General features: G+C 58.6%; 23 protein-coding genes. 14 read left to right on the forward strand and 9 right to left on the reverse strand.

The genetic code is table 11. The features are described 5' to 3' along the window. Positions 1-3: 3 nt before the first annotated feature. The 4 genes from CKW20_RS28520 to dksA all read right to left on the reverse strand — a co-directional run bounded on the left by CKW20_RS28520 (position 4) and on the right by dksA (position 4,743). The gene (locus CKW20_RS28520) at positions 4-2,958 is read right to left on the reverse strand and encodes a sensor histidine kinase (RefSeq protein ID WP_176466973.1); all 2,955 of its coding nucleotides are present in this window, start codon (positions 2,956-2,958) and stop codon (positions 4-6) included. Further along, positions 2,942-3,118, reverse strand: coding sequence for a hypothetical protein (locus tag CKW20_RS28525; protein WP_003176118.1), 177 nt, complete (start codon positions 3,116-3,118; stop codon positions 2,942-2,944). The genes CKW20_RS28520 and CKW20_RS28525 overlap by 17 nt, the downstream gene beginning before the upstream one ends. Before the next feature lie 77 nt (positions 3,119-3,195). Further along, positions 3,196-4,092, reverse strand: coding sequence for a tRNA glutamyl-Q(34) synthetase GluQRS (gene gluQRS, locus CKW20_RS28530; RefSeq protein ID WP_095055882.1), 897 nt, complete (start codon positions 4,090-4,092; stop codon positions 3,196-3,198). A 207-nt stretch (positions 4,093-4,299) separates the two neighbouring features. Next, positions 4,300-4,743 carry an RNA polymerase-binding protein DksA gene (dksA, locus tag CKW20_RS28535; RefSeq protein ID WP_030130357.1) on the reverse strand — a complete coding sequence of 148 codons (444 nt, stop codon included), beginning with the start codon at positions 4,741-4,743 and terminating at the stop codon, positions 4,300-4,302. Positions 4,744-5,076: 333 nt separating this feature from the next. Between dksA and CKW20_RS28540 the strand changes: the two genes are divergently transcribed. Together CKW20_RS28540 and sfsA are read left to right on the forward strand one after the other, a co-directional pair. Further along, the gene (locus CKW20_RS28540) at positions 5,077-6,249 is read left to right on the forward strand and encodes a pyridoxal phosphate-dependent aminotransferase (RefSeq protein WP_095055866.1); all 1,173 of its coding nucleotides are present in this window, start codon (positions 5,077-5,079) and stop codon (positions 6,247-6,249) included. Further along, the gene (gene sfsA / locus CKW20_RS28545; RefSeq protein WP_095055867.1) at positions 6,249-6,962 is read left to right on the forward strand and encodes a DNA/RNA nuclease SfsA; all 714 of its coding nucleotides are present in this window, start codon (positions 6,249-6,251) and stop codon (positions 6,960-6,962) included. The genes CKW20_RS28540 and sfsA overlap by 1 nt, the downstream gene beginning before the upstream one ends. Here the strand turns inward: sfsA and CKW20_RS28550 are convergent. Then, positions 6,959-7,276, reverse strand: a complete 318-nt coding sequence (locus CKW20_RS28550; protein WP_095055868.1) for a Rieske (2Fe-2S) protein — start codon at positions 7,274-7,276, stop codon at positions 6,959-6,961. The genes sfsA and CKW20_RS28550 overlap by 4 nt on opposite strands. Positions 7,277-7,548: 272 nt before the next feature. Here CKW20_RS28550 and CKW20_RS28555 point away from each other — a divergent pair, with 272 nt between their 5' ends. From CKW20_RS28555 to CKW20_RS28565, 3 genes are read left to right on the forward strand one after another with little or no spacing between them, the layout of a single operon-like run. Beyond that, complete coding sequence (locus CKW20_RS28555; protein ID WP_176466974.1) at positions 7,549-8,532, forward strand: iron ABC transporter permease; 984 nt, start codon at positions 7,549-7,551, stop codon at positions 8,530-8,532. After that, positions 8,532-9,299 carry a heme ABC transporter ATP-binding protein gene (locus tag CKW20_RS28560; RefSeq protein WP_095055870.1) on the forward strand — a complete coding sequence of 256 codons (768 nt, stop codon included), beginning with the start codon at positions 8,532-8,534 and terminating at the stop codon, positions 9,297-9,299. The genes CKW20_RS28555 and CKW20_RS28560 overlap by 1 nt, the downstream gene beginning before the upstream one ends. A 21-nt stretch (positions 9,300-9,320) precedes the next feature. Beyond that, positions 9,321-10,184, forward strand: a complete 864-nt coding sequence (locus tag CKW20_RS28565) for a ChaN family lipoprotein (RefSeq protein ID WP_095055871.1) — start codon at positions 9,321-9,323, stop codon at positions 10,182-10,184. A gap of 266 nt (positions 10,185-10,450) precedes the next feature. Here CKW20_RS28565 and CKW20_RS28570 read toward each other — a convergent pair whose 3' ends face one another. The 3 genes from CKW20_RS28570 to CKW20_RS28580 form a co-directional block, all read right to left on the reverse strand. After that, positions 10,451-10,723, reverse strand: a complete 273-nt coding sequence (locus CKW20_RS28570; RefSeq protein ID WP_007902045.1) for a TfoX/Sxy family protein — start codon at positions 10,721-10,723, stop codon at positions 10,451-10,453. Positions 10,724-10,954: 231 nt separating this feature from the next. Then, positions 10,955-11,299, reverse strand: a complete 345-nt coding sequence (locus CKW20_RS28575) for a pentapeptide repeat-containing protein (protein ID WP_008015079.1) — start codon at positions 11,297-11,299, stop codon at positions 10,955-10,957. Positions 11,300-11,390: 91 nt separating this feature from the next. Then, positions 11,391-12,947, reverse strand: coding sequence for a bifunctional aminoglycoside phosphotransferase/ATP-binding protein (locus CKW20_RS28580; protein ID WP_095055872.1), 1,557 nt, complete (start codon positions 12,945-12,947; stop codon positions 11,391-11,393). A 118-nt stretch (positions 12,948-13,065) separates the two neighbouring features. Between CKW20_RS28580 and mrcB the strand changes: the two genes are divergently transcribed. The 3 genes from mrcB to CKW20_RS28595 are packed head-to-tail and all read left to right on the forward strand — an operon-like array spanning position 13,066 to position 16,473. Next, complete coding sequence (mrcB, locus tag CKW20_RS28585; RefSeq protein WP_095055873.1) at positions 13,066-15,387, forward strand: penicillin-binding protein 1B; 2,322 nt, start codon at positions 13,066-13,068, stop codon at positions 15,385-15,387. Positions 15,388-15,403: 16 nt separating this feature from the next. Beyond that, on the forward strand, positions 15,404-16,138 hold the full coding sequence (locus CKW20_RS28590) for a M48 family metallopeptidase (protein ID WP_095055874.1): 735 nt from the start codon (positions 15,404-15,406) through the stop codon (positions 16,136-16,138). Then, positions 16,138-16,473, forward strand: a complete 336-nt coding sequence (locus tag CKW20_RS28595; RefSeq protein WP_095055875.1) for a YqcC family protein — start codon at positions 16,138-16,140, stop codon at positions 16,471-16,473. Before CKW20_RS28590 ends, CKW20_RS28595 begins: the two co-directional genes overlap by 1 nt. On the opposite strand, the gene CKW20_RS28600 is transcribed toward CKW20_RS28595, so the two are convergent. Beyond that, on the reverse strand, positions 16,474-16,896 hold the full coding sequence (locus CKW20_RS28600) for a DUF4124 domain-containing protein (RefSeq protein WP_095055876.1): 423 nt from the start codon (positions 16,894-16,896) through the stop codon (positions 16,474-16,476). Between the two features lie 400 nt (positions 16,897-17,296). On the opposite strand from CKW20_RS28600, the gene CKW20_RS28605 reads away from it, so the two are divergent. From CKW20_RS28605 to msrQ, 6 genes are all read left to right on the forward strand, one after another. Continuing rightward, positions 17,297-19,021: an acetolactate synthase 3 large subunit gene (locus CKW20_RS28605; RefSeq protein WP_095055883.1), complete on the forward strand. Its 1,725-nt coding sequence runs from the start codon at positions 17,297-17,299 to the stop codon at positions 19,019-19,021. Between the two features lie 2 nt (positions 19,022-19,023). After that, the gene (gene ilvN / locus CKW20_RS28610; protein ID WP_003176102.1) at positions 19,024-19,515 is read left to right on the forward strand and encodes an acetolactate synthase small subunit; all 492 of its coding nucleotides are present in this window, start codon (positions 19,024-19,026) and stop codon (positions 19,513-19,515) included. A 48-nt stretch (positions 19,516-19,563) separates the two neighbouring features. Then, the gene (ilvC, locus tag CKW20_RS28615) at positions 19,564-20,580 is read left to right on the forward strand and encodes a ketol-acid reductoisomerase (RefSeq protein WP_095055877.1); all 1,017 of its coding nucleotides are present in this window, start codon (positions 19,564-19,566) and stop codon (positions 20,578-20,580) included. Between the two features lie 145 nt (positions 20,581-20,725). Then, positions 20,726-21,583, forward strand: a complete 858-nt coding sequence (gene pssA, locus CKW20_RS28620) for a CDP-diacylglycerol--serine O-phosphatidyltransferase (protein ID WP_095055878.1) — start codon at positions 20,726-20,728, stop codon at positions 21,581-21,583. Positions 21,584-21,646: 63 nt separating this feature from the next. Then, positions 21,647-22,660 (forward strand): protein-methionine-sulfoxide reductase catalytic subunit MsrP, encoded by a 1,014-nt coding sequence (msrP, locus tag CKW20_RS28625; RefSeq protein WP_095055879.1) that lies wholly within the window; start codon positions 21,647-21,649, stop codon positions 22,658-22,660. Then, positions 22,660-23,280 carry a protein-methionine-sulfoxide reductase heme-binding subunit MsrQ gene (msrQ, locus tag CKW20_RS28630; RefSeq protein WP_095055880.1) on the forward strand — a complete coding sequence of 207 codons (621 nt, stop codon included), beginning with the start codon at positions 22,660-22,662 and terminating at the stop codon, positions 23,278-23,280. Before msrP ends, msrQ begins: the two co-directional genes overlap by 1 nt. Positions 23,281-23,433 lie beyond the last annotated feature (153 nt).

Consider the following 23,433-nt stretch of genomic DNA (forward strand, 5'->3'; position numbering starts at 1 on the left):
GTCTCAGTTCACAGCGGACGTCGCTTCGACATGACGCGGCAAAGTTACCCGAATACGGGTGCCGCGTTGGCTTTGAACATCAGCCGGGCTGTCGATGGTGATTTGTCCATAATGCTCTTCAACGATGGAATAGACCAGTGCAAGGCCCAGACCGGTGCCTTCGCCAGGATCCTTGGTGGTGAAGAAAGGTTCGAACAGTCGATCCATGATGTTCGAGGGAATACCGCTGCCTTCGTCTTCGACGATCAAATCGACCGTGTGTTCGCCGGCTTCGCTTTTGACTCGCACCGCACTGCCCGCAGGTGAGGCGTCGCGGGCGTTTGAGAGCAGGTTGATCAATACCTGGGCGAGCCGCTGCGGGTCGCCTTCGACCCAGTGATCGGGGTCACACAGGTTGTAGAACTGTACTTCGAAATTGCGCCGGTTCAAGGCCAGCAGGCCAATGGCATCCTGGGCCACTTCCGCCAGACAGACGGGCTCGTCAGTGTGCTGATAACTGCCAGCATGGGCGAAGCTCATCAGCGACTGAACGATGCGTGACACGCGTTTGGTCTGCTCGAGGATCTGCCCGCTGATTTCCGTGATCTCGGCGTCTTCCTCACGCTCTTCGCGCAAGTTTTGCGCGAGACAGGCAATGCCGGTGATCGGGTTGCCGATTTCATGGGCCACGCCGGCCGCCAGTCGACCGATGCTGGCCAGGCGCTCGGAGTGCACCAGTTTGTCTTCGAGCATCTGGGTTTCGGTCAGGTCTTCCACCAGCAGCACCAGGCCGCTGTTACCCGGTGCCAACGGTTCATCGATCGCCGCTTTGTGCAGGTTCAGCCAGCGCGTCTGACCGTCGAGGGCCAGGTGCTGTTTGTGCAAGTGTTCGTCCGGCAGATTGATGAAGCCTTGCAGCAGTTCCTTCCACGGATCGGCAATGGTGCTCAGACGCGAACCGACCACACGCTGCGCGGCAATCCCGGTCAATTCCTCCATGGCTTTGTTCCACATGAGGATTTCCTGATCCTTGGCCAGCGAGCACACGCCCATCGGCAGTTCCTGCAAGGTCTGGCGGTGGTAGCGGCGCAGGGCATCGAGTTCGGCGGCAAGGCCGGTGAGGCGCGAGTGGTAATCCTCGAGGCGGCTTTCGATGAAGTGGATGTCTTCAGTGACGTAATTTTCACCGCCGGCCTTGTAGGGCAGGAAGGTTTCGACCATATCCTGCGCCACGCTCGGCCCCATCAGGCCGGAGAGGTTGGCTTCGATACGGTCACGCAAACGACGCAAGGCATAAGGCCGGCGTTCATCGAATGGTAGATAGAGGTCACGCAGGGCCTGTTCGACTTCTTTCTGTGCAGCCTTGGCGCCCAATGGTTTTGCAAGCTGCGTGGCGAATTCCTGAGGTGAGGCGGCATGCAGTTCGCGGCGTTGCGGGCGGCGAACGTTGTCCACCGCGCAGGCTTCGGCGGCGCTGGCCTCTTCGGCGCTGGCGTTGGTGAACAACGAGATCAGGGTGAACATCAGTACGTTGGCAGCCAGCGAGGCGATTGCTGCCATGTGCCAACTGGTGTCATCCAGCACGTAAATCATGTTCAGCAGCGGAATGTAGAAGCCTTGCAGATTGCCGACCAGCGGCAGCAGCATGGTCACCAGCCACACCAGAATCCCCGCCAGGAGACCCGCGATGAAGCCGCGGCGGTTGGCGGTCGGCCAGTACAGCACTGACAATACCCCCGGCAGGAACTGCAACGTGGCGACGAAGGCGACGATGCCGAGGTTAGCCAAGTCTTGTTCGGCGCCCAGCATCAGGTAGAAACCGTAACCGGCCATGATGATCGCGACGATCAGCGCCCGGCGGGTCCACTTCAGCCAACGGTAGATATTACCTTCGGCCGGTGGCTGATAGAGCGGCAGCACCAGATGGTTCAGCGCCATTCCGGACAGCGCCAGCGTGGTGACGATGATCAGGCCGCTGGCCGCCGACAATCCGCCGACATAGGCCAATAGCGCCAGGGCTTTGCTGTTGGCGGCGATGCCGATGCCGAGGGTGAAGTATTCCGGATTGGTCGTGGCGCCGAGTTTCAGCCCGGCCCAGAGAATCAGCGGCACCGCGAGGCTCATCAACAGCAGAAACAGCGGTAAACCCCAGCTAGCACTGACCAGCGAGCGCGGGTTGAGGTTTTCGGTAAAGGTCATGTGGTACATGTGCGGCATCACGATCGCCGAGGCGAAAAACACCAACAGCAATGTGCGCCACGGGCCTTCCTGCAATGGCGTATGCAGGGCGGCGAGGGCGGTCTGGTTTTGCAGCAGCCACAGTTCCAACTGCTGCGGGCCATCAAACACGCCATACAGCGCATACAGACCGACGCCGCCAATCGCGATCAGTTTGATCACCGACTCGAAGGCAATCGCAAACACCAGGCCTTCATGTTTCTCGCGGGTAGCGATGTGGCGCGAGCCGAAAAAAATCGTGAACAGCGTAATCAGCGCGCAGAAGCTCAGGGCCACGCGATGCTGCACCGGCTCGCGAGTGAGGATGCTGATGGAGTCTGCCACCGCCTGAATCTGCAACGCCAGCAACGGCAGCACGCCGATCAGCATGAAAATCGTCGTCAACGCACCGGCCCAGGTGCTGCGAAAACGAAACGCGAACAAGTCAGCCAGGGACGAGAGTTGATACGTGCGGGTGATTTTCAGGATCGGGTACAAAAGCACCGGCGCCAGCAGAAACGCCCCGGAAACCCCAAGGTAGCTGGACAGAAAACCGTAGCCGTACTGATAGGCCAGGCCCACCGTGCCGTAAAACGCCCAGGCACTGGCGTAAACACCCAGCGACAGGGTGTACGTCAGCGGGTGGCGAATGATCGCCCGGGGGATCATGCCCCGTTCGCTGATCCAGGCCACGCCGAACAGCACCGCCAGGTACGTGGCGCTGATCAGGATCATCTGGGTCAGGCTAAAGCTCATCGGCATCTTTTTGGCTCTGCAGGATGAAGGTCACGACAATCAGAATCAGCCAGAGCAAATAAGGGCGATACCAGGCGCCCGTGGCGTCGATCCACCAATCCATGATGGCCGGGGAAAACAGATAAATCCCCACTACCAGGAGCAGGACCAAGCGATAGATGTACATCCCGGCCTCTCTTTTTTATGCGCGTGCCCGAAAACGTGCGGCGATGGTAACGGATGGGCGCGCCACTGCAAGTGGCTTCACTGCAGTTGCGCTTCGGGCAACGTCAGTGTGCGCGGGATCAGCGATGCATCCCAGTGGGCAATCCCCCAGTTCAGCACTTCCCGTGGCGTGGCGTCATTCAGCTCGGTCACAGGCTTGTGCCCCAGCGCCCGCAATGCGCGCAGCAACAGCGGCGTGGCCTGATCTTCGGTCAGCGGCGGCGAGCGATAGGATTTGCCGAGTTTGTGGCCGTCCGGCTGAGTAATCAGCGGGATGTGCAGGTAGCGTGGTTGCGGCAGGCCCAGCAGTTCTTGCAGATAGAGCTGGCGCGGCGTGGAATCCAGCAGATCAGCGCCGCGCACGATATCGGTGATGCCTTGCCAGGCGTCGTCCAGAACCACCGCCAGTTGATAGGCGTAGAGCCCGTCGCGGCGGCGGATCACGAAATCACCGACCTCCCGGCCCAGATGTTGGCGGAATTCGCCCTGTACCCGGTCGATGAAGTGGTATTCCAGCTCTGGTACGCGCAGGCGGATCGCGGCGTTCTCGGTGCCGTGGCCCGCGTTGCGGCAGAACCCGGGATAGATGCCATGATACGGCTCCAATTGCTTGCGCGAGCAGGTGCAAGCGTAGGCCAGGCCTTGATTGAACAGGCGATTGATGACTTCGTCATAGGCCGCGTGCCGCTCGCTCTGGCGGACCATCTCGCCATCCCACTCGAAACCGTAACTTTCCAACGCCTTGAGAATCGCTGCCTGAGCGCCGGGCTCTTCCCGTGGCGGATCGAGGTCTTCCATGCGCACCAGCCAACGGCCGCCGACCGAACGGGCGTCGAGGTAGGAGGCCAGGGCTGCGACCAGCGAACCGAAATGCAAGTGGCCACTGGGCGTAGGGGCGAAGCGTCCGATGTAGGCGGGGGAGGCGATGGTGGTCATAAGGGCGATATCAGGGTGTTCAATCGTTTTGAGCATGGCTTGAAGCCGCCTTCGCGAGCAAGCTCAGCTCCTACAGGGGGTTGCGCTGCCTTTGTAGGAGCGAAGCTTGCTCGCGAAGGCGATTTTAAAGACGCAACAAATCAGCAAATGTCAGAAACAAAAAACGGAGCGTTCGCACGCTCCGTTCCTCGTTCAAGCCGCCAAAAATCACTTGCCGACTTGCTTTTCCTTGATTTCCGCCAGGGTCTTGCAGTCAACGCACATGTCGGCGGTAGGGCGGGCTTCCAGTCGCTTGACGCCGATTTCGACGCCGCAGGACTCGCACCAGCCGTATTCTTCGTCTTCGATCAATTGCAGGGTTTTGTCGATTTTCTTGATCAGCTTGCGCTCGCGGTCGCGGGCGCGCAATTCGAGGCTGAATTCTTCTTCCTGGCTGGCACGGTCTGCCGGGTCGGGGAAGTTGGCCGCTTCGTCTTTCATGTGATCAACAGTACGGTCGACTTCCTGCATCAAGTCCTGTTTCCACTTGTTCAGGATCTTGGTGAAGTGAGCGCGCATGGGCTTGCCCATGTACTCTTCGCCCTTCACTTCTTTATAGGGTTCGAAGCCGCTGATCGACTGGTTCTGTTGTTGCTTTGCTTGGGTGGGCATGAAATGGACCGCCTCTACTCTTGTAATCCATTGCGCAGGATTGCTCCATCACCGACACCTGCCGGCCCTGCGGCTGCAAGCGGGCGAACTTACCAGATCAAATCAGACCGCGCTACTCCCGGATGTCGAGCCCGCGGCCCGTGGCGCTTGCAAAAGATTGCAAAGCCTTGCCTGGCGGCTCTGGAGACCTGATCAATTATTGATTTTAGTCAAACCTGGAGCATACGCTTGAATCGTTTGAGACCAGCGTTATATGGGCTCTGACCGCTTTAGGTTCTCGCTCGTTCCTGCGCTTGGGTAGAATCGATTCTTTTCCCGTTGTAAGGAAGGCTAATGGCTCTGTCCTACAGTGCGCGCAGTCGCGCTATCGAACCATTCCACGTCATGGCCCTGCTGGCGCGGGCCAACGAGCTGCAAGCGGCCGGCCACGACGTGATTCACCTGGAAATCGGCGAGCCGGACTTCACCACCGCCGAGCCGATCATCCAGGCCGGCCAAGCCGCGCTGACGGCGGGGAAGACCCGTTATACCGCTGCCCGCGGCATTCCCGAGCTGCGTGAAGCCATTTCAGGGTTTTATCAGCAGCGTTACGGGCTGAACATCGATCCGCAACGCATCCTCATCACGCCCGGCGGTTCAGGTGCGTTGCTGTTGGCCAGTGCCTTGCTGGTAGACCCAGGCAAACACTGGCTGCTGGCAGACCCGGGTTACCCGTGCAACCGGCACTTCCTGCGGCTGGTGGAAGGCGCGGCGCAGCTTGTTCCTGTAGGTCCGGATGTGCGTTATCAACTGACCCCGGACCTGGTCGCGCGTCACTGGGATCACGACAGCGTCGGCGCCCTGGTGGCATCGCCGGCCAACCCGACCGGGACCATCCTGACCCGCGACGAATTGGCCGGGCTCTCTGCCGCGATCAAGGCCCGTCATGGCCATTTGGTGGTCGACGAGATCTACCATGGCCTGACTTACGGCACGGATGCGGCCAGCGTGCTGGAAGTCGATGACAGTGCCTTCGTCCTCAACAGTTTTTCCAAGTATTTCGGCATGACCGGCTGGCGCCTCGGTTGGCTGGTAGCGCCAGAAGCGGCAGTCGGTGAGCTGGAGAAACTCGCCCAGAACCTCTACATCAGCGCACCGAGCATGGCCCAGCACGCCGCTTTGGCTTGCTTCGAACCCGCCACCATCCAAATTTTCGAGGAGCGCCGCGCCGAGTTCGGCCGACGTCGTGACTTCCTGCTGCCAGCCCTGCGGGAATTGGGCTTCGGTATCGCCGTGGAACCGGAAGGCGCGTTCTATTTGTACGCCGATATCAGCAAGTTCGGCGGCGATGCCTTCGCGTTTTGCCGACATTTCCTCGAAACCGAGCACGTTGCGTTCACGCCGGGCTTGGACTTCGGACGTTATCAGGCTGGGCATCATGTGCGCTTTGCCTACACCCAAAGTCTTCCCCGTTTGCAGGAAGCGGTTGAACGAATCGCTCGTGGTTTGCGGAGCTGGCAAGGCTGATGCGCTTTCATCCTCCCCTCGAAGAAGGTCGCTTGATTCGTCGCTACAAACGTTTTCTCGCCGATATCGAAACCGTTAGCGGCGAGTTGCTGACCATTCACTGTCCTAACACCGGTTCGATGCTTAATTGCCAGGTCGAAGGCGGGCAGGTCTGGTTCAGCCGTTCCAATGACCCCAAACGCAAGTTGCCCGGCACTTGGGAAGTCGGTGAAACCCCTCAGGGGCGGCTGTTCTGCGTAAACACCGGGCGCGCCAACGGTTTGATCGAGGAGGCCTTGCGGGCCAATGTCATCACCGAGCTGAACGGCTTTACCGAACTTAGGCGCGAAGTGGCCTACGGTCAGGAAAGCAGCCGCATCGATTTCCGTCTCGATTACCCGAGCGGGCCAGCGTATGTGGAAGTCAAAAGCGTCACTCTGGGCTTCGATGGCTCGTTGGTGGCGGCATTTCCCGATGCGGTGACTCAGCGTGGGGCCAAGCATTTGCGCGAGTTGGCGCATTTGGCCCGGGACGGCATTCGAGCCGTGCAGTTGTATTGCGTGAACCTGACCGGCATCGACTCCGTGCGTCCTGCTGAAGAAATCGATTCGGCCTACGCGGCGGCGTTACGCGAAGCGGTGGCGTGCGGGGTCGAAGTGCTGGCCTATGGCGTGCACTTGACCCACGAAGAGATGGTGGTCGATCGGCGGCTGGAGGTGCTGTTAAACGGTTAGAGAGAGATCCAGATCCCTTGCTCGTCTTCGCGGCAGGGGACGGTGGTCAGGGATTGCCCGGCGCACGGGCCGGAGACGCATTCGCCGTCTTCGATCAGAAACAGTGCGCCATGAGTGGCGCACTGGATCAGACTGTTGCTGGGGTCGAGAAACTGGTCGGGCTTCCATTCCAGTCCGACACCCCGGTGCGGGCAGCGATTTTCATACACATACACCCGGCCGTCCCGGCGCACGGCCAGAAGCTTCTGACCATCGACGTCGAAACCGCGACTGCTGGCGTCAGCCAATTCGGCGCCTGTGCAAAGAAGCTTCATGTCTATCCTCAACTCCCGCAGCTCGTGACCAGATATGCCCGAGCTTGACGTTCAAATGCTAGCAATTATCAAATGGCCGCTCACCCACAGGGCGATTGCCGGATGCCGAGGATACTTGGCCTGCCCTCTCGATGCCCGGGAAAACCTTAAAGGAAGCTGTTTATGCGTCTGAGTACCCGCGTTGCTGTGTTCTGTGGGTTCTATCCCGGTACGACCGGCCAATGATCCTCGTTAAACCCCGTGCATTATTCATTGGCTTGAGCCTGCTGTGTTTGCTGGCGATCTGGTTATCGCTGGCGCTGGGGCCGGTGAGTTTGCCGTTGTTCGATACCTTGCGCGCGGCGTTGCGGCTGATTGGTTTGCCCATCGCGCCCGACGGGTTGGAGCAGGCCGAGCTGATCCTCGGGCAGATCCGCTTGCCGCGAACCTTGCTGGGCTTGGCAGTGGGCGGTGTGCTGGCGTTGTCCGGCGTGGCGATGCAGGGCTTGTTTCGCAACCCTCTGGCCGATCCGGGCCTGGTGGGCGTGTCTAGCGGTGCGGCATTGGGCGCAGCCATTGCGATTGTCGGTGGCTCGGTGTTCGGCGGTCTGCCTGATTCCTTCGGGCCTTATCTATTGTCGGTGTGCGCGTTTCTCGGCGGGCTGGGTGTGACGGCGCTGGTCTATCGACTGGGGCGGCGCAATGGCCAGACCAACGTCGCCACCATGCTGCTGGCCGGTATTGCATTGACAGCCCTGGCCGGTTCGACGGTTGGGCTATTCACCTATCTGGCGGATGACGCGACCCTGCGCACCCTGACGTTCTGGAACCTGGGCAGCCTTAACGGCGCCAGTTATTCACGACTCTGGCCGTTGCTCCTGGTGAGCACCGGTGTGGCGCTGTGGTTGCCGCGTCGGGCCAAGGCCTTGAACGCCTTGTTGCTTGGGGAGTCGGAGGCCGGCCATCTGGGCATCGACGTCGAAGGCCTCAAGCGCGAACTGGTGTTCTGCACGGCGCTGGGCGTCGGCGCGGCGGTCGCGGCGGCGGGGATGATCGGGTTTGTCGGCCTGGTGGTGCCGCATCTGGTGCGGCTGCTGGCCGGCCCCGATCATCGGGTGCTGTTGCCGGCGTCGGTATTGGCGGGGGCCAGTCTCTTGTTATTTGCCGATCTGGTAGCACGACTGGCCTTGGCGCCGGCCGAGTTGCCGATCGGGATCGTCACGGCGTTCCTCGGCGCACCGTTCTTTCTGTATTTACTGCTCAGAGGGCGTGCCTGATGTTGCGAGCGCAGAACCTGCAAATCCGCCGCGGTCGAAAGATTGTTCTCACAGACATCACCCTTGAACTCAAACCAGGTGAAGTCCTCGGCGTGCTGGGCCCCAACGGGGCCGGCAAAAGCACATTGCTCGGCGCCCTGTGCGGCGAATTGCAGGCGGACCACGGCAGTGTCTGGCTCGATGAGCGCGAGCTGAGTCATTGGGCCGGGGCGCAGCGAGCCCAGCGTTTGGCGGTGTTGCCGCAGGTGTCGACCCTGGACTTTGCCTTTCGCGTCGAAGAAGTGGTCGGCATGGGGCGTTTGCCTTATCAAAGCGGTCGGGTCCGGGATGATGAGATCGTCGCCGCCGCGCTGCACGCGGCTGATGCGAAGCACCTGAGTGGACGCAGCTATCTGGCGCTGTCTGGCGGTGAGCGTCAGCGAGTGCACCTGGCACGCGTCCTGGCGCAGCTGTGGCCGGGGGAGGCGGGTCAAACGTTGTTGCTCGATGAACCGACATCGATGCTCGACCCGCTGCACCAACACACTACTCTGCAAGCAGTGCGCGAGTTCGCTGATCGTGGCGCCGCGGTGCTGGTGATCCTGCATGATCTGAACCTGGCGGCACGTTATTGTGATCGTCTGTTACTGCTCGAAGGTGGGTGCCCCGTGGCGCTGGATACGCCGGAGCAGGTGCTGCGCCCGGAACCGCTCAAAGCGGTATTCGGCCTGGAAGTACTGGTGCAGCCGCACCCGGAGCGTGGGCATCCGCTGATCATCGCCCGCTGAGCATTTCATCGAGGTGAGAACATGCGTGTGATGGTGATACTGGCTGTGCTGTTACTGAGTGCCTGCCAGCATGTGCGGGTGCCGCCACCGGTCAGTGGCGAGATCCGGGACCTACGCAGCGGTCAAACCCTGACAGCGCAGGAGCTGCTTGCGCGGTTAGCCAAACCTTCGCGGTTGATCGTCGGCGAGCAGCATGACAATCGTGATCACCATCAACTGCAATTGTGGTTGTTGCAGGCATTAAGTGAGCAGCGGCCCCAAGGCAGTCTGTTGTTGGAAATGCTTACGCCGGATCAACAGGTGCGCGTCGATCATGTTCGGCAGGCATCACCCCTACCGGCGGACTTGCCCAATGCATTGGCCTGGCAATCGGGTTGGGACTGGAACCTGTATGGGCCGATCGTTGGTTTTGCCCTGACTCAGCCTTATCCGTTGCTGGCGGCCAATCTGGACACGCTTGAAGTCCGTACTGTTTATGCTAAACCGCCGACATTGAACGGTTCACGTTCCAGCGCCCCGATGGTCAAGGAGACGTTGCTGGCACAAATCAGCGATTCTCACTGCGGCTTGCTGCCCACCTCACAAATGCCCGCGATGCTGGCCGTCCAGCAACAACGTGATCGGCGCATGGCCGAGCGGTTACTGGTCGCACCGACGCCTTCACTGTTGTTTGCCGGCGCGTACCACGCGCGCAAGGATGTCGGGGTGCCGATCCATGTGCAGGACTTCGGTGAGCACGAGGCGCCAACGGTATTGATGCTGGCAGAGCAGGGCGCTGAAGTTGCACCGGCCATGGCCGATTACGTCTGGTATACGCCTGCCACGCCGCCACAGGATTACTGCGCGCAAATGCGCAAGCAGTTCGGCAAACCATCAGGCCAGTAACCCTGGCGAGTTTTCCACAGGCAAAAAAAGACCCGGCAAGAGCCGGGTCAAATAACCGTGATTAGCCTGATGAGGAGATAATCTGAGAGTCCGAACCAAGGGCTTTTCAGAATATCGACCAGTCTCGCGACCAGTTGTGATAATCATAGCGATTCTCATTACCAAGTCAACCGCTGATTTTTAAATTCTGTGAATCTCACCAGTTCCCTTAATGAAGGCCCTGCAAGCATTGGTCTTCAGGCTGTGTGCGAAGCGAAATTACCCGTTCAAATCTTGTGTCGTGACGAGATGGCGTCCAGCTGTTTGTTCAAGGCTTCCTTGCGTTCGGCGGGAATGTCGTTCCAGTGAACATCCATCAGTGCGCCTTCGATCGCATACAACAACACCTTGGAAGCCCGAAAACCGCGCGTGCGCACGGCCCGATAAGCATCCACAGCTCCCAGCCGACGCAAGTCCGAGGCACTGTGGATGCCTACGGCATGCAGCCATTGCGCCGACGTCTTGCCAAGATTTTTCAGGTGTTGCAGTTCATCATTCATCAAGCCTCCTTGCGACAGCCGAACGGTGCGTGGGCGAGCCTCTCAGGAGTGTAGCCATCAGTAGGAAAAGCGTGATTGTTTGGTCGGTTTCGACGCAAAAGCGTCTAAGAGGCGGGCTCAAGAAGCAGCGTGAAAAAGCGGCGTGACGTTTAGAGAGTCGAGTCTTTCAGGCAAAACAAGTACAGAGTCCAGCGCAAAGCAGGGGCGCCGGACCTGGGTAGAACGTCGCTTTTAGCGGGTGCGATAACGCAGTCGTGTACCGAAATTCATCGACATCAGAATCTCATCGGCACTCAGCTCTGGCGGGAAGTAGGCGCCGGAGATCTGCGCGTGGGCCAGGCTTGCACCTTCCAGGGAAGCGTTGCGAAAGTCGATGCCGCGCAAGTCGGCAGAGCGGAAATAGGCATCGGTGAAGTCGACGCCGTCGGCGTTCAACTCACGCAGATCGAGACCACGGAAGTCGCCACCGACCATGTCGATAGGTCCATCTTTCGGGCGTTCGTTGTTAAAGCCTGTGATGTCGTCTTTGTGCAGCAAGGCATAAAGCGGGGTGTCGAGAAGTTTCGGCTGGCTCATGTCGCATCACCTGATGGTTTTATGACGCCAGTATAGTGCCACTATTTGACAGTCGTGAAGCCGGTGAAGGCTTCACGATTGAAATAGTTTCTTACAGGCCTGGCAGACGTTGGCGAATTTGTGCAACCACGGTATCGAGCGTGCCGCTTTCATTGGTCTGGACGCGTTTGCTGCAGAGAATTTCTGCTGGCGTCAGAGCCTCGCGGCTGGCTTGCTGGGCGGCGATAACGGCCAGGTTGGCGTCGGACGGATCGTTACTGTCTGCCTGACGTTGCTTCAGCCAGCTCTCGATCACCGCTTGCGGTGCGTCGCAATCGAGGATCAGGAATGGCGCACCGGTGGCTTCGGCGATTTTTGCCGCGCCGTCACGTTGATCGCGCTTGAGGTACGTGGCATCGATCACTACCGGGAAACCGGCATGCAGAATTACACCGGCGATTTCATGCAGACGGCTGTAGGTGGCAGCGCTGGCGTCGGCGCTATAGATGCCGGCCTGCGGATCGTTCGGTACGGTTTGCTCGCCGAACATACGCTTGCGCTCGACATCGGAACGCAAGCGGATGGCGCCCAAAGCTTCCACCAGGCGCATGGCCACGTGGCTCTTGCCGACGGCGGAAACACCGTGGGTAATCGCCAGGAAGCGCGAAGGAATGGTGCTATAGCTTTCCGCCAGGTTGGCGTAGTTGCGGTACTGGCGCAGCGTAGTGGCGCGCTGCACTGGATCGGCCTCGGCCGGCATGCTGAACAGGCTGACCTTGGCGCGAACCAGTGCGCGGTAGGCTTTATAGAAATTCAGCAGCTCCAGGCCCTGATAGTCGCCGGTCAACTCCAGGTATTGGCTGATGAAACGGCGCGCCAGGCTCTTCAGGCCGCGGTCTTCCAGGTCCATGGCCAGGAAACCGGTGTCGGCGTAAACGTCGGTGAAGCGGAACGGTTCGTTGAATTCGATGCAATCGAAGATCACCACGTTGCCGTCGATCACGGTGGCGTTGCCCAAGTGAATATCGCCGTGGCATTCACGAATGAAACCGTCGGCCTTGCGCTGGGCGAACAGCGGCTTGAGGCGCTCGAAGCTGCTTTCGGCCCAGGCTTGCAGCGCATCGAGTTGTAACAGATCGGCCTTGTCGCTGAGGAACGGACGGATCTGTTCAAAGTTCTGGCGTACTGGCGCCATGACACTGTCGGGCGTACCGGCTTCGTGTTCGGCAGGCACTTTCGGTGCGTTGAGGTGGAATTGAGCGATCTGCGCGGCCATCTCGTCAATGTGCGTGGTGGTCAGTTCGCCGTTGGCTTGCAAGGTGCTGAGCAGACCGTTCTGCGGAAACTGGCGCATTTTCAGCACGTATTCGATGGCCGGGCCATCGCCGCCCAATTGTGGGGCTTCGGCGCTGCCGGTGACTGGCAACACTTCAAGATACAAATCATGGGTCAGGCGCTGGTTCAGGCGCAGCTCTTCAGCGCAGAAATGTTCGCGAGCCTCGAGACTGGTGAAGTCAAGGAAGCCGAAATTTACTGGCTTCTTCACTTTATAAGCATAGGGGCCGGTGAGCAGCACCCAGGAAATATGGGTCTCGATGACCTGAAACCCGTCTACGGGATGCGGGTAGAGGGCCGGGTTTTGCAGGGCAGCGATCAGGGACTGGCTCACAGGCGATCCTTCAGAGTCTGGGGAAAATTCAAGGCCGTCATTATGGCCGCAAGTCCGCCCGACGCAAACCTCAGCGGGCTCCTGTTGAGGATGAATAAAGTGCGTATAATCCGCCGCCATGACTCGTACTCGATCCCCTCGCACTCCCAAAAAACCACCTTCCAAAGGCCTGCGCCCTTGGCTGGGATGGGCCCTTAAACTCAGCCTGGTCGGCCTTGTGGTGCTTGCCGGGTTTGCGGTTTACCTCGACGCTGTGGTCCAGGAGAAGTTCTCCGGCAAGCGCTGGACCATCCCGGCCAAGGTATATGCACGCCCGCTCGAGCTGTTTACTGGCCAGAAGCTGAGCAAGGAAGACTTCCTCACCGAGCTCGATGCCTTGGGCTATCGACGCGAAGCGGTCAGCAACGGCCCCGGCGCGGCGGCGGTCAATGGCAATACTATCGAGTTGAATACCCGAGGCTTCCAGTTCTATGAAGGCATGGAGACGGCTCAGCCTGTGCGTGTGCGCTTCTCCGGCGATTACGTGGCCGAGCTCTCGGCGACCAACGGTTCGAAGCTTTCTGTGGTGCGACTGGAGCCGCTGCTGATTGGCGGGATTTACCCGAAAAATCTTGAAGACCGCATCCTGATCAAGATCGATCAGGTTCCGCCTTATCTGCTCGAAACCCTGATTGCCGTAGAAGACCGGGATTTCTACAGCCACTGGGGCGTGTCGCCGAAGTCGATTGTCCGAGCCGTCTACGTCAACACCTCGGGTGGCAAGATGACCCAGGGCGGCAGTACGCTGACGCAACAGTTGGTCAAGAACTTCTACCTCACCAGCGAACGCAGCCTGACCCGAAAGCTCACCGAAGCCATGATGGCGATGTTGCTTGAGCTGCATTACGACAAGCGCGAAATTCTTGAGGCTTACCTCAATGAAGTGTTCGTCGGCCAGGATGGCCAGCGCGCGGTGCACGGTTTTGGCCTCGCCAGCCAGTTCTTCTTCGGGCAGCCATTGTCCGAGCTGAAACTGCATCAAGTCGCTATGTTGGTGGGCATGGTCAAGGGGCCGTCCTATTACAACCCGCGTCGCAACCCTGAGCGGGCGCTGGAGCGGCGCAATCTGGTACTCGATGTTCTGAAGGAACAAGGCGTTGCCACCGCCGAGCAGGTTGAGGCTGCGAAGAAAATGCCACTGGGTGTGACCACTCGCGGCAAGTTGGCTGATAGCTCGTTCCCGGGCTTCCTTGATCTGGTTAAACGTCAGTTGCGCGAAGACTACCGCGACGAAGATTTGACCGAAGAGGGGCTGCGGATTTTCACCAGTTTCGACCCGATCCTGCAGATGAAAGCTGAAGCCTCGGTCAACGACACGTTCAAGCGTCTGGCCGGACGAAAGGGTTCCGATGAAGTTGAGGCGGCCATGGTCGTGACCAACCCGGAAACCGGCGAAGTCCAGGCGATGATTGGCAGCCGTCAGGCGGGTTTTGCCGGCTTCAACCGTGCGCTGGACGCGGTACGACCGATTGGTTCGTTGATCAAACCGGCGGTTTATCTGACGGCCCTTGAGAAGCCGAGCCAGTACACGCTGACCAGTTGGCTGTCGGACGACTACTTCTCGGTCAAAGGTGCGGACGGTCAGGTCTGGAAACCGCAGAACTATGATCGCCGTTCCCACGGTACGGTATTTCTTTATCAGGGCCTGGCGCATTCCTACAACCTGTCGACCGCGCGTCTCGGCTTGGCGGTGGGTGTGCCGAATGTCTTGAAGACCCTGGCGCGTCTGGGGGTGAGTCGCGAGTTCCCGGCGTTCCCGTCGATGTTGCTGGGTGCCGGTGGCTTGACCCCGATCGAAGTGGCGACCATGTACCAGACGCTGGCCAACGGCGGGTTCAATACGCCGATGCGCGGGATTCGCAGTGTGTTGACTGCCGAAGGCGAACCACTCAAGCGTTATCCGTTTCAGATTCAGCAGCAATTCGATCCGGCGTCCATTTACCTGATCCAGAGCGCCATGCAGCGGGTCATGCGCGAGGGCACCGGCAGTTCGGTTTACAACGTGCTGCCGAAAACCCTGGCCCTGGCCGGCAAGACCGGCACCAGTAACGATTCGCGCGACAGCTGGTTTGCCGGTTTCAGTCAGGATCTGCTGGCTGTGGTCTGGTTGGGGCGCGATGATAACGGCAAGACGCCGTTCACCGGTGCCACCGGTGCGTTGCAGGTCTGGACCAGTTTTATGCGCAAGGCCGATCCGCTGCCGCTGGACATGCCGCAGCCGGACAACATTGTTCAGGCCTGGGTCGATTCGCGTACCGGGCAAGGTTCTGAAGGCAGCTGCCCAGGCGCAGTGCAGATGCCGTATATTCGCGGCAGCGAACCGCCTCCCGGTGCTCCTTGCGGTGGCGAAAGCCCTTCCGCCGAATCGGTGATGGATTGGGTCAAGGGCTGGATGAATTAAGCAAAGAGGGTTTCAAGTGAACAAGTGGTTGATTCCAGCAGTGACCGCCGTGGCTTTGCTCAGCGGCTGCTCCACCGTACAACGTGGTTCGATCCCGGTTGTGGATTCCGGCACCGCCGTCTCCAACAGCGAGCGGATTTCGGCGAATGGCGGTTACCGTCAGACGACGGTAAAACGTCCTGTGCAAGGCCAGACTCAGGCGATCCCGCAAGGTGACACTGGTGTTGTTGTGATGGTGCCGGGTGGTGGTGCTGTTTCCTCGGCACCGATCAGCACTTCGCCGATTACCCCAGGCCCGATTACTCCGGGGCCGATCGATACCTCGCCGGTCCAGTCGGCACCGATCAACCAGGGCAGCTACAGCATGCCATCGACGCCGAGCGGGATTCCTTCGGCGAGCTCCGGTGGTCTGTCTGCCGATGAGCAACTGGACGGACCGGTCCTGGCGTTGTTGACCACTGCCCAGCAGCAACAGGCCAGCGGCGATCTTAATGGCGCGTCCTCCAGCCTCGAGCGCGCCCAGCGTGTCGCGCCGCGTGAGCCGCAAGTGCTTTATCGCCTGGCCCAGGTGCGTATGGCCCAAGGCGATGCGGCCCAGGCCGAGCAATTCGCTCGTCGTGGTTTGACGTTCGCCAATGGTCGCCCGGCCCTTCAGGCCAGTCTGTGGAATTTGATCGCCCAGGCTCGTGAGAAGCAGGGTGACTCCGCCGGTGCCGCGTTGGCGCGTCAGAAGGCCAAGGTTTCGCTGTGATGGATGCCCGCTTCCCGAAGATTGCCGAGCAATTGCTGTTGATCGAGCGCGAACTGCGTGTTCAGGGCTGGTGGGACGATGTTGCTCCGTCCATTGAAGCGCTTTCCAGTGTCGAGCCGTTCTCGGTAGATACACTGGAATTTGAGCAATGGCTGCAATGGATCTTCCTGCCAAGAATGAAGTCGATCCTGGAACAAAACCTGCCATTGCCCAATGCGTCGGGGATCCAGGAAATGGCCGAAATGGTCTTCGCCGCCCGCAACGTTCAGGGCAAGGATCGGCAGCTTCAGGTCTTGCTCAAAGAGTTCGATCTGTTGATTACCGCCTCCCGCTGACTACTGGCAGTTTTTCGCAATCTGTTTCTGTGCTTCGGTGATGCGCTCCTGTCGTTGTTGGTCGGTCAGGCGGCGCATCTCACCGTCGACATCCTCCCGTAGTCGCGGATTGTTCTGCAGTTGAGCCAGGTTCGTTCGGGCTTGTTCGCAGAATGTTTTTAGCTGGGCTTGCTGCTCGGCGATCTGCTTTTTCACTTTGTTGTCGATGGCCTGTTGATCTCCTATGACGTTGCTGTGCGTTGGCGTACTCGGTTTGCCGACGGGCGGGGCGGGCGTCACCACGAGGGTGGGCTCGCGGCCTGGGGGCGGTTGTGCATCGAAATGGGTAACGCCCTGGGCATCGACCCATTTATAGATCTGACCCGCCGTGCACAAAGGGCTCAGGATGATAAGCAACCCGGCGGTGAAGAAGAGCGTTCGCATGCCATTTCCTTGTCGTGAGTGCGCAATCGAAGCTAACACAGTTGCGGTTTAAAGGTTTTTTCTTGCGTTCTCATGCGCTTAGTTCGAATAAAGCACATTGACGGCTTGACTTGGAGAGGGCGAAACAGAAGAATCCAAAGTCCGCTGTAGAGGGACTGCCAGAAGCAGACCCACTCGGTAGATCATGAGGCGCACATCCGCGCCGACCTGTTACACCCGCAACGCGTTACCTCGCGCTGGGTGGGAAAGGCCCGCAACACTTGGGACGATCCCAATACTTGCTCAGTCAGTGCTGACGTAGTCGGCGACCACCGTCGCTCATGCTCTGCTGAGAAGTAAACCTATTAAGACCCGTCCTCATGTATGTGGGCGGTATTCTGGCGTTTTAGAGGTGAACAACGTGGAGCTTTTATCTGGCGGTGAGATGCTCGTCCGCTTTTTGCGTGACGAAGGCGTCAAATATATCTACGGGTACCCGGGCGGTGCTCTTCTTCATGTCTATGATGCCCTGTTCAAAGAACCGGAAGTGACCCACATCCTGGTTCGTCATGAACAGGCTGCGACCCATATGGCCGACGGCTACGCCCGTGCCACCGGTAAAGCCGGCGTGGTACTGGTAACTTCCGGTCCGGGCGCAACCAACGCCATCACCGGTATTGCCACGGCCTACATGGACTCCATTCCGATGGTGGTCATTTCCGGCCAAGTGCCGAGCACCATGGTAGGTACCGACGCTTTCCAGGAAACCGACATGATCGGTATTTCCCGGCCGATCGTGAAACACAGCTTCATGATCAAGCACGCGTCGGAAATCCCGGAAGTCATGAAGAAAGCGTTCTACCTGGCGCAATCCGGTCGTCCTGGTCCGGTCGTTGTCGATATCCCGAAAGACATGACCAACCCGGCCGAGAAGTTCGAATACATCTTCCCGAAAAAAGCCAAGCTGCGTTCCTACAGCCCGGCTGTTCGTGGTCACTCCGGGCAAATCCGCAAGGCAGCTGAAATGCTCCTGGCGGCCAAGCGTCCTGTGCTTTATGCAGGCGGCGGTGTGATTCTCGGTGGCGGCTCCGCGCCGCTGACCGAGCTGGCGAAGATGCTCAACCTGCCAGTGACCAATACCCTGATGGGCCTGGGTGCCTACCCTGGCACCGACCGTCAGTTCATCGGCATGCTCGGCATGCACGGCAGCTACACCGCCAACCTGGCGATGCACCATGCCGACGTGATCCTTGCAGTCGGCGCGCGTTTCGATGATCGCGTGATCAACGGCCCGGCCAAGTTCTGTCCGAACGCCAAGATCATTCATATCGACATCGACCCGGCTTCGATCTCCAAGACCATCAAGGCAGACGTGCCTATCGTCGGTCCGGTCGAGAGTGTCCTGACCGAAATGGTCGCGATCCTCAAGGAAATCGGCGAGACCCCGAACAAGGAGTCCGTTGCCAGTTGGTGGAAGCAAGTCGATGAGTGGCGCGGTGACCGCGGCCTGTTCCCTTACGACAAGGGCGATGGCAGCGTGATCAAGCCGCAGACCGTGATCGAAACCCTGTGCGAAGTGACCAAGGGCGATGCCTTTGTAGCCTCGGACGTAGGTCAGCATCAAATGTTCGCGGCGCAATACTACAAGTTCAACAAGCCAAACCGCTGGATCAACTCCGGTGGTCTGGGCACCATGGGCTTCGGATTCCCGGCAGCCATGGGTATCAAGCTGAACTTCCCGGATGACGACGTCGCCTGCGTAACGGGCGAGGGCAGCATCCAGATGAACATTCAGGAACTGTCGACCTGCCTGCAATATGGTTTGCCGGTAAAAATCGTCATCCTGAACAATGGTGTGCTGGGTATGGTTCGCCAGTGGCAGGACATGAGTTATGGCAGCCGCCACTCGCACTCCTACATGGAATCGTTGCCTGACTTCGTCAAGCTGGCCGAGGCCTATGGTCACGTTGGCGTGCGTATCACCGAATCGAAAGATTTGAAGTCGAAGATGGAAGAGGCGTTCGCCATGAAAGATCGCCTGGTGGTTATCGATATTTCGGTCGACACCAGCGAGCACGTCTACCCGATGCAGATCAAAGACGGCTCCATGCGCGATATGTGGCTGAGCAAGACGGAGCGTACTTAATCATGCGGCACATTATTTCCTTGCTTCTGGAAAACGAACCGGGCGCTCTGTCTCGTGTAGTCGGCCTGTTCTCGCAGCGCAACTACAACATCGAAAGCCTGACCGTGGCACCCACTGAAGACCCGACCCTGTCGCGTCTGACGCTGACCACTGTCGGCCATGATGAAGTCATCGAGCAGATCACCAAGAACCTGAACAAACTGATCGAAGTGGTCAAATTGGTCGACCTGTCGGAGAGTGCTCACATCGAGCGCGAACTGATGCTGGTCAAGGTCAAGGCTACCGGCGCCCAGCGCGCCGAGATCAAGCGCACCACCGATATTTATCGTGGGCAGATCGTTGATGTCAGCGCTAGCGTGTATACCGTTCAATTGACCGGTACCAGCGACAAGCTCGACAGCTTCATTCAATCGATCGGGACTGCCTCGATTCTGGAAACCGTACGCAGTGGCGTCACCGGGATTGCCCGCGGCGACAAAGTACTGAGCATCTAAACCAAATTAGCGAATGGCCTGAACGGCCAGGATATAGAGGGGAATTTCATGAAAGTTTATTACGAAAAAGACTGCGACCTGTCGATCATCCAGGGCAAGAAAGTTGCCATCATCGGTTACGGTTCCCAGGGCCACGCTCAAGCGTGCAACCTGAAAGACTCCGGCGTTGACGTAACTGTTGGTCTGCGTAAAGGTTCGGCCACTGTTGCCAAAGCTGAAGCCCACGGCCTGAAAGTGACTGACGTTGCTTCCGCCGTAGCGGCTGCCGACCTGGTCATGATCCTGACCCCGGACGAGTTCCAGTCTACCCTGTACAAGAACGAAATCGAGCCGAACATCAAGAAAGGCGCCACCCTGGCCTTCTCCCACGGTTTCGCGATTCACTACAACCAGGTTGTACCGCGCGCTGACCTCGACGTGATCATGATCGCGCCAAAAGCACCGGGCCACACCGTGCGTTCCGAGTTCGTCAAAGGCGGCGGTATCCCTGACCTGATCGCTATCTACCAGGATGCTTCGGGCAACGCCAAAAACGTTGCACTGTCCTACGCTGCCGGCGTTGGTGGCGGTCGTACCGGCATCATCGAAACCACGTTCAAGGACGAGACTGAAACCGACCTGTTCGGCGAACAAGCCGTTCTGTGCGGCGGTACCGTTGAACTGGTAAAAGCCGGTTTCGAAACCCTGGTTGAAGCTGGCTACGCGCCGGAAATGGCCTACTTCGAATGCCTGCACGAACTGAAACTGATCGTTGACCTCATGTACGAAGGCGGTATCGCCAACATGAACTACTCGATCTCCAATAACGCTGAGTACGGCGAGTACGTAACCGGTCCGGAAGTGATCAACGCCGAATCTCGTCAGGCCATGCGCAACGCCCTGAAACGTATTCAGGACGGCGAATACGCCAAGATGTTCATCAGCGAAGGCGCCACCGGCTATCCTTCGATGACCGCCAAGCGTCGTAACAACGCCGCTCACGGTATCGAAATCATCGGTGAGCAACTGCGCTCCATGATGCCGTGGATCGGTGCCAACAAGATCGTCGACAAAGCCAAGAACTAAGTCCCGAGCTTGTACGGAAAACGCGGCCTAGGCCGCGTTTTTTCGTTTGGATCCGCCGGTTCTGGTATAAAGCTGCATTGTTTGTGGCCGAACCGTCGTCCCAGACACCTGTCGAAACTTTCCACCCGTTACAAGGTAAATGTCCATGAGCGAACGTCCCGAAGAGCCAAAGCAGGCTTCTGACGCCGAAAGCCTTCTGCCTATCGATGAACACATCGAAGAAGGGCATGACGCTGAAGGCCGTAAAGTCCGGCATCGTGGTATCTATCTTCTGCCGAATCTGTTCACCACTGCGAACCTCTTCGCAGGGTTCTATTCCATCATCAACTCGATGAGCGCCCAGAGTGCCTTGAGTGCCGGTGATGCGATCGGCGCGAGCAAATATTTTGCGTTTGCCGCGATCGCGATTTTCGTCGCCATGGTACTCGACGGCCTCGACGGTCGTGTTGCCCGTATGACCAATACCCAAAGTGCTTTCGGTGCCGAGTACGACTCGCTGTCGGACATGGTTGCCTTTGGTGTGGCGCCGGCATTGCTGGCATTCGGCTGGGCCTTGGGTGACATGGGCAAGGTCGGCTGGATGGTCGCCTTCATCTATGTAGCGGGGGCGGCATTACGTCTGGCTCGTTTCAACACTCAGGTCGGCACTGCAGACAAACGTTACTTCATCGGTCTGGCCAGCCCGGCTGCCGCCGGTGTGGTCGCGGGCATTGTCTGGGCATTCAGCGATTACGGCATTCAGGGTTCCAAGATGTCGTTCCTGGTTGCACTGATGGTTGCCGCCGCTGGCATGCTGATGGTCAGTAACATCAAGTACAACAGCTTCAAGGAGCTGGACTTGAAGGGGCGCGTTCCTTTTGTCGCGATACTCGCAGTGGTATTGGTATTCGCCGTTGTGTTCAGTGATCCGCCGCGCATTCTGCTGCTGGTTTTCCTCGGCTATGCGGCTTCCGGGCCGGTGCAGTACCTGTTACGCCTTCGTCGGCACAAAAAAGCCGAGTGATGTAATTTCCCTCATACTCCGCAGTCTATGGGTGCATCTGTCCTCCAAAGCTGCGGAGTTGTCATGCTGATTAAAGTCCCCAAAGCGTCTGACTGTCATGAGTCGGACGTCACGCCTGAATCCCTCTACCTTTCTCGTCGCAGTGTATTGAGTGCCGCCGTTGCTGGTCTGGCTGTGAGCGGTCTGCCGCGTTGGGCGAGTGCCGACGATGTTGCGCGTTATGCTGATGTCGAGCCTGGCAAGGCACCGTCCTGGTTTGCCGAAAAGCTTCCTTCTACTAAATGGGGGGCGGTCAACGTAAAGGACGAGGCGATCACACCTTTCAAGGATGCGACCCACTACAACAACTTCTATGAGTTCGGTACCGATAAAGGTGATCCCGCGGCCAACGCTGGGGCGCTGAAAACCGAACCGTGGAGCGTGGTGGTGGACGGGGAGGTGGGGAAGCCGGGGCGGTATGCGCTGGAAGACTTCATGAAGCCTTATCAACTGGAGGAGCGCATCTATCGTCTTCGCTGCGTGGAAGCCTGGTCGATGGTCATTCCGTGGATCGGTTTTCCTGTTTCGGCTTTGCTCAAGGAGGTCGAGCCAACGTCCAAAGCCAAGTTCATTCGCTTCGAAACCTTGCAGGATCCCAAAACTATGCCCGGGCAGCGTTCCGGTTTTGCCCTGATCGACTGGCCTTATGTAGAAGGGCTGCGTCTGGATGAAGCGATGAACCCGTTGGCGATTCTTGCTGTGGGCATGTATGGGCGTGAGTTGCCGAATCAGAACGGTGCGCCGCTGCGTCTGGTGGTGCCTTGGAAGTACGGCTTCAAGAGCATTAAATCCATCGTGCGGATCAGTCTGGTCAGCGAGCAGCCAAAAACTACCTGGCAGAGTATCGCTGCGGATGAGTATGGCTTTTATGCGAACGTGAACCCGACAGTCGATCATCCGCGTTGGACCCAGGCACGGGAAAGGCGTTTGCCGAGCGGCCTGTTCAAACCCAATGTGCGCGATACGCAAATGTTCAATGGTTACTCGGATGAAGTCGCTTCTCTATATACAGGGCTCGATCTGCGGAAGAATTACTGATGCGATATCCGTTCTGGCGTATTGGCGTCTTCATCGCTGCAGCGATTTGGCCGCTGCTTTGGTTGTATCAGGCCTTGGGGGATGTGTTGGGGCCAGATCCGGGCAAGGTACTGGTTGACCGTCTAGGGCTGGGGACACTTGTTCTGCTGCTGATTACATTAAGCATGACACCTTTGCAAAAGCTCACCAGTTGGCCGGGGTGGATAGCTGTCCGACGGCAGTTGGGGTTGTGGTGCTTCGCTTATGCGGTTCTGCATTTGAGCGGTTACACAGCGTTTATCCTTGGCTTTGATTGGTCGCAGCTGGGTATCGAGTTGCGCAAGCGGCCGTACATTATTGTCGGAGCGCTGGGGTTTCTCTGTTTGTTGGCATTGGCGGTTACCTCCAATCGCTACAGTCAGCGGCGTTTGGGTTCTCGCTGGAAGAAGCTGCATCGGTTGGTCTATGTGGTTCTCGGGCTTGGATTGCTGCATATGTTGTGGATCGTGCGTGCCGATATGAAGGAATGGGCGATCTATGCTTCTATAGGTGCGTTGTTGTTGGTGTTGAGATTGCCGCCTGTAACTCGCCGGATTCCACGTTTAATAGCCAGAAAGGCGCCTTCTGCCAGAAAAGCGTAATTAGAGGTTGACGGCAGATTCTGAAAGTCTATAATTCGCCCCACTTCCGGCGCAGTCGAAACGGAAAACTCCTTGGTAAACAAAGAGTTACGCAGTTTTCGGCAGCGGTTACGCTTCAGTTCATCGAAGCCAGAAGGAGTTGAAGGAGCGGTG

The organism is Pseudomonas sp. Irchel s3b2, from assembly GCF_900187445.1.
Lineage (GTDB): Bacteria > Pseudomonadota > Gammaproteobacteria > Pseudomonadales > Pseudomonadaceae > Aquipseudomonas.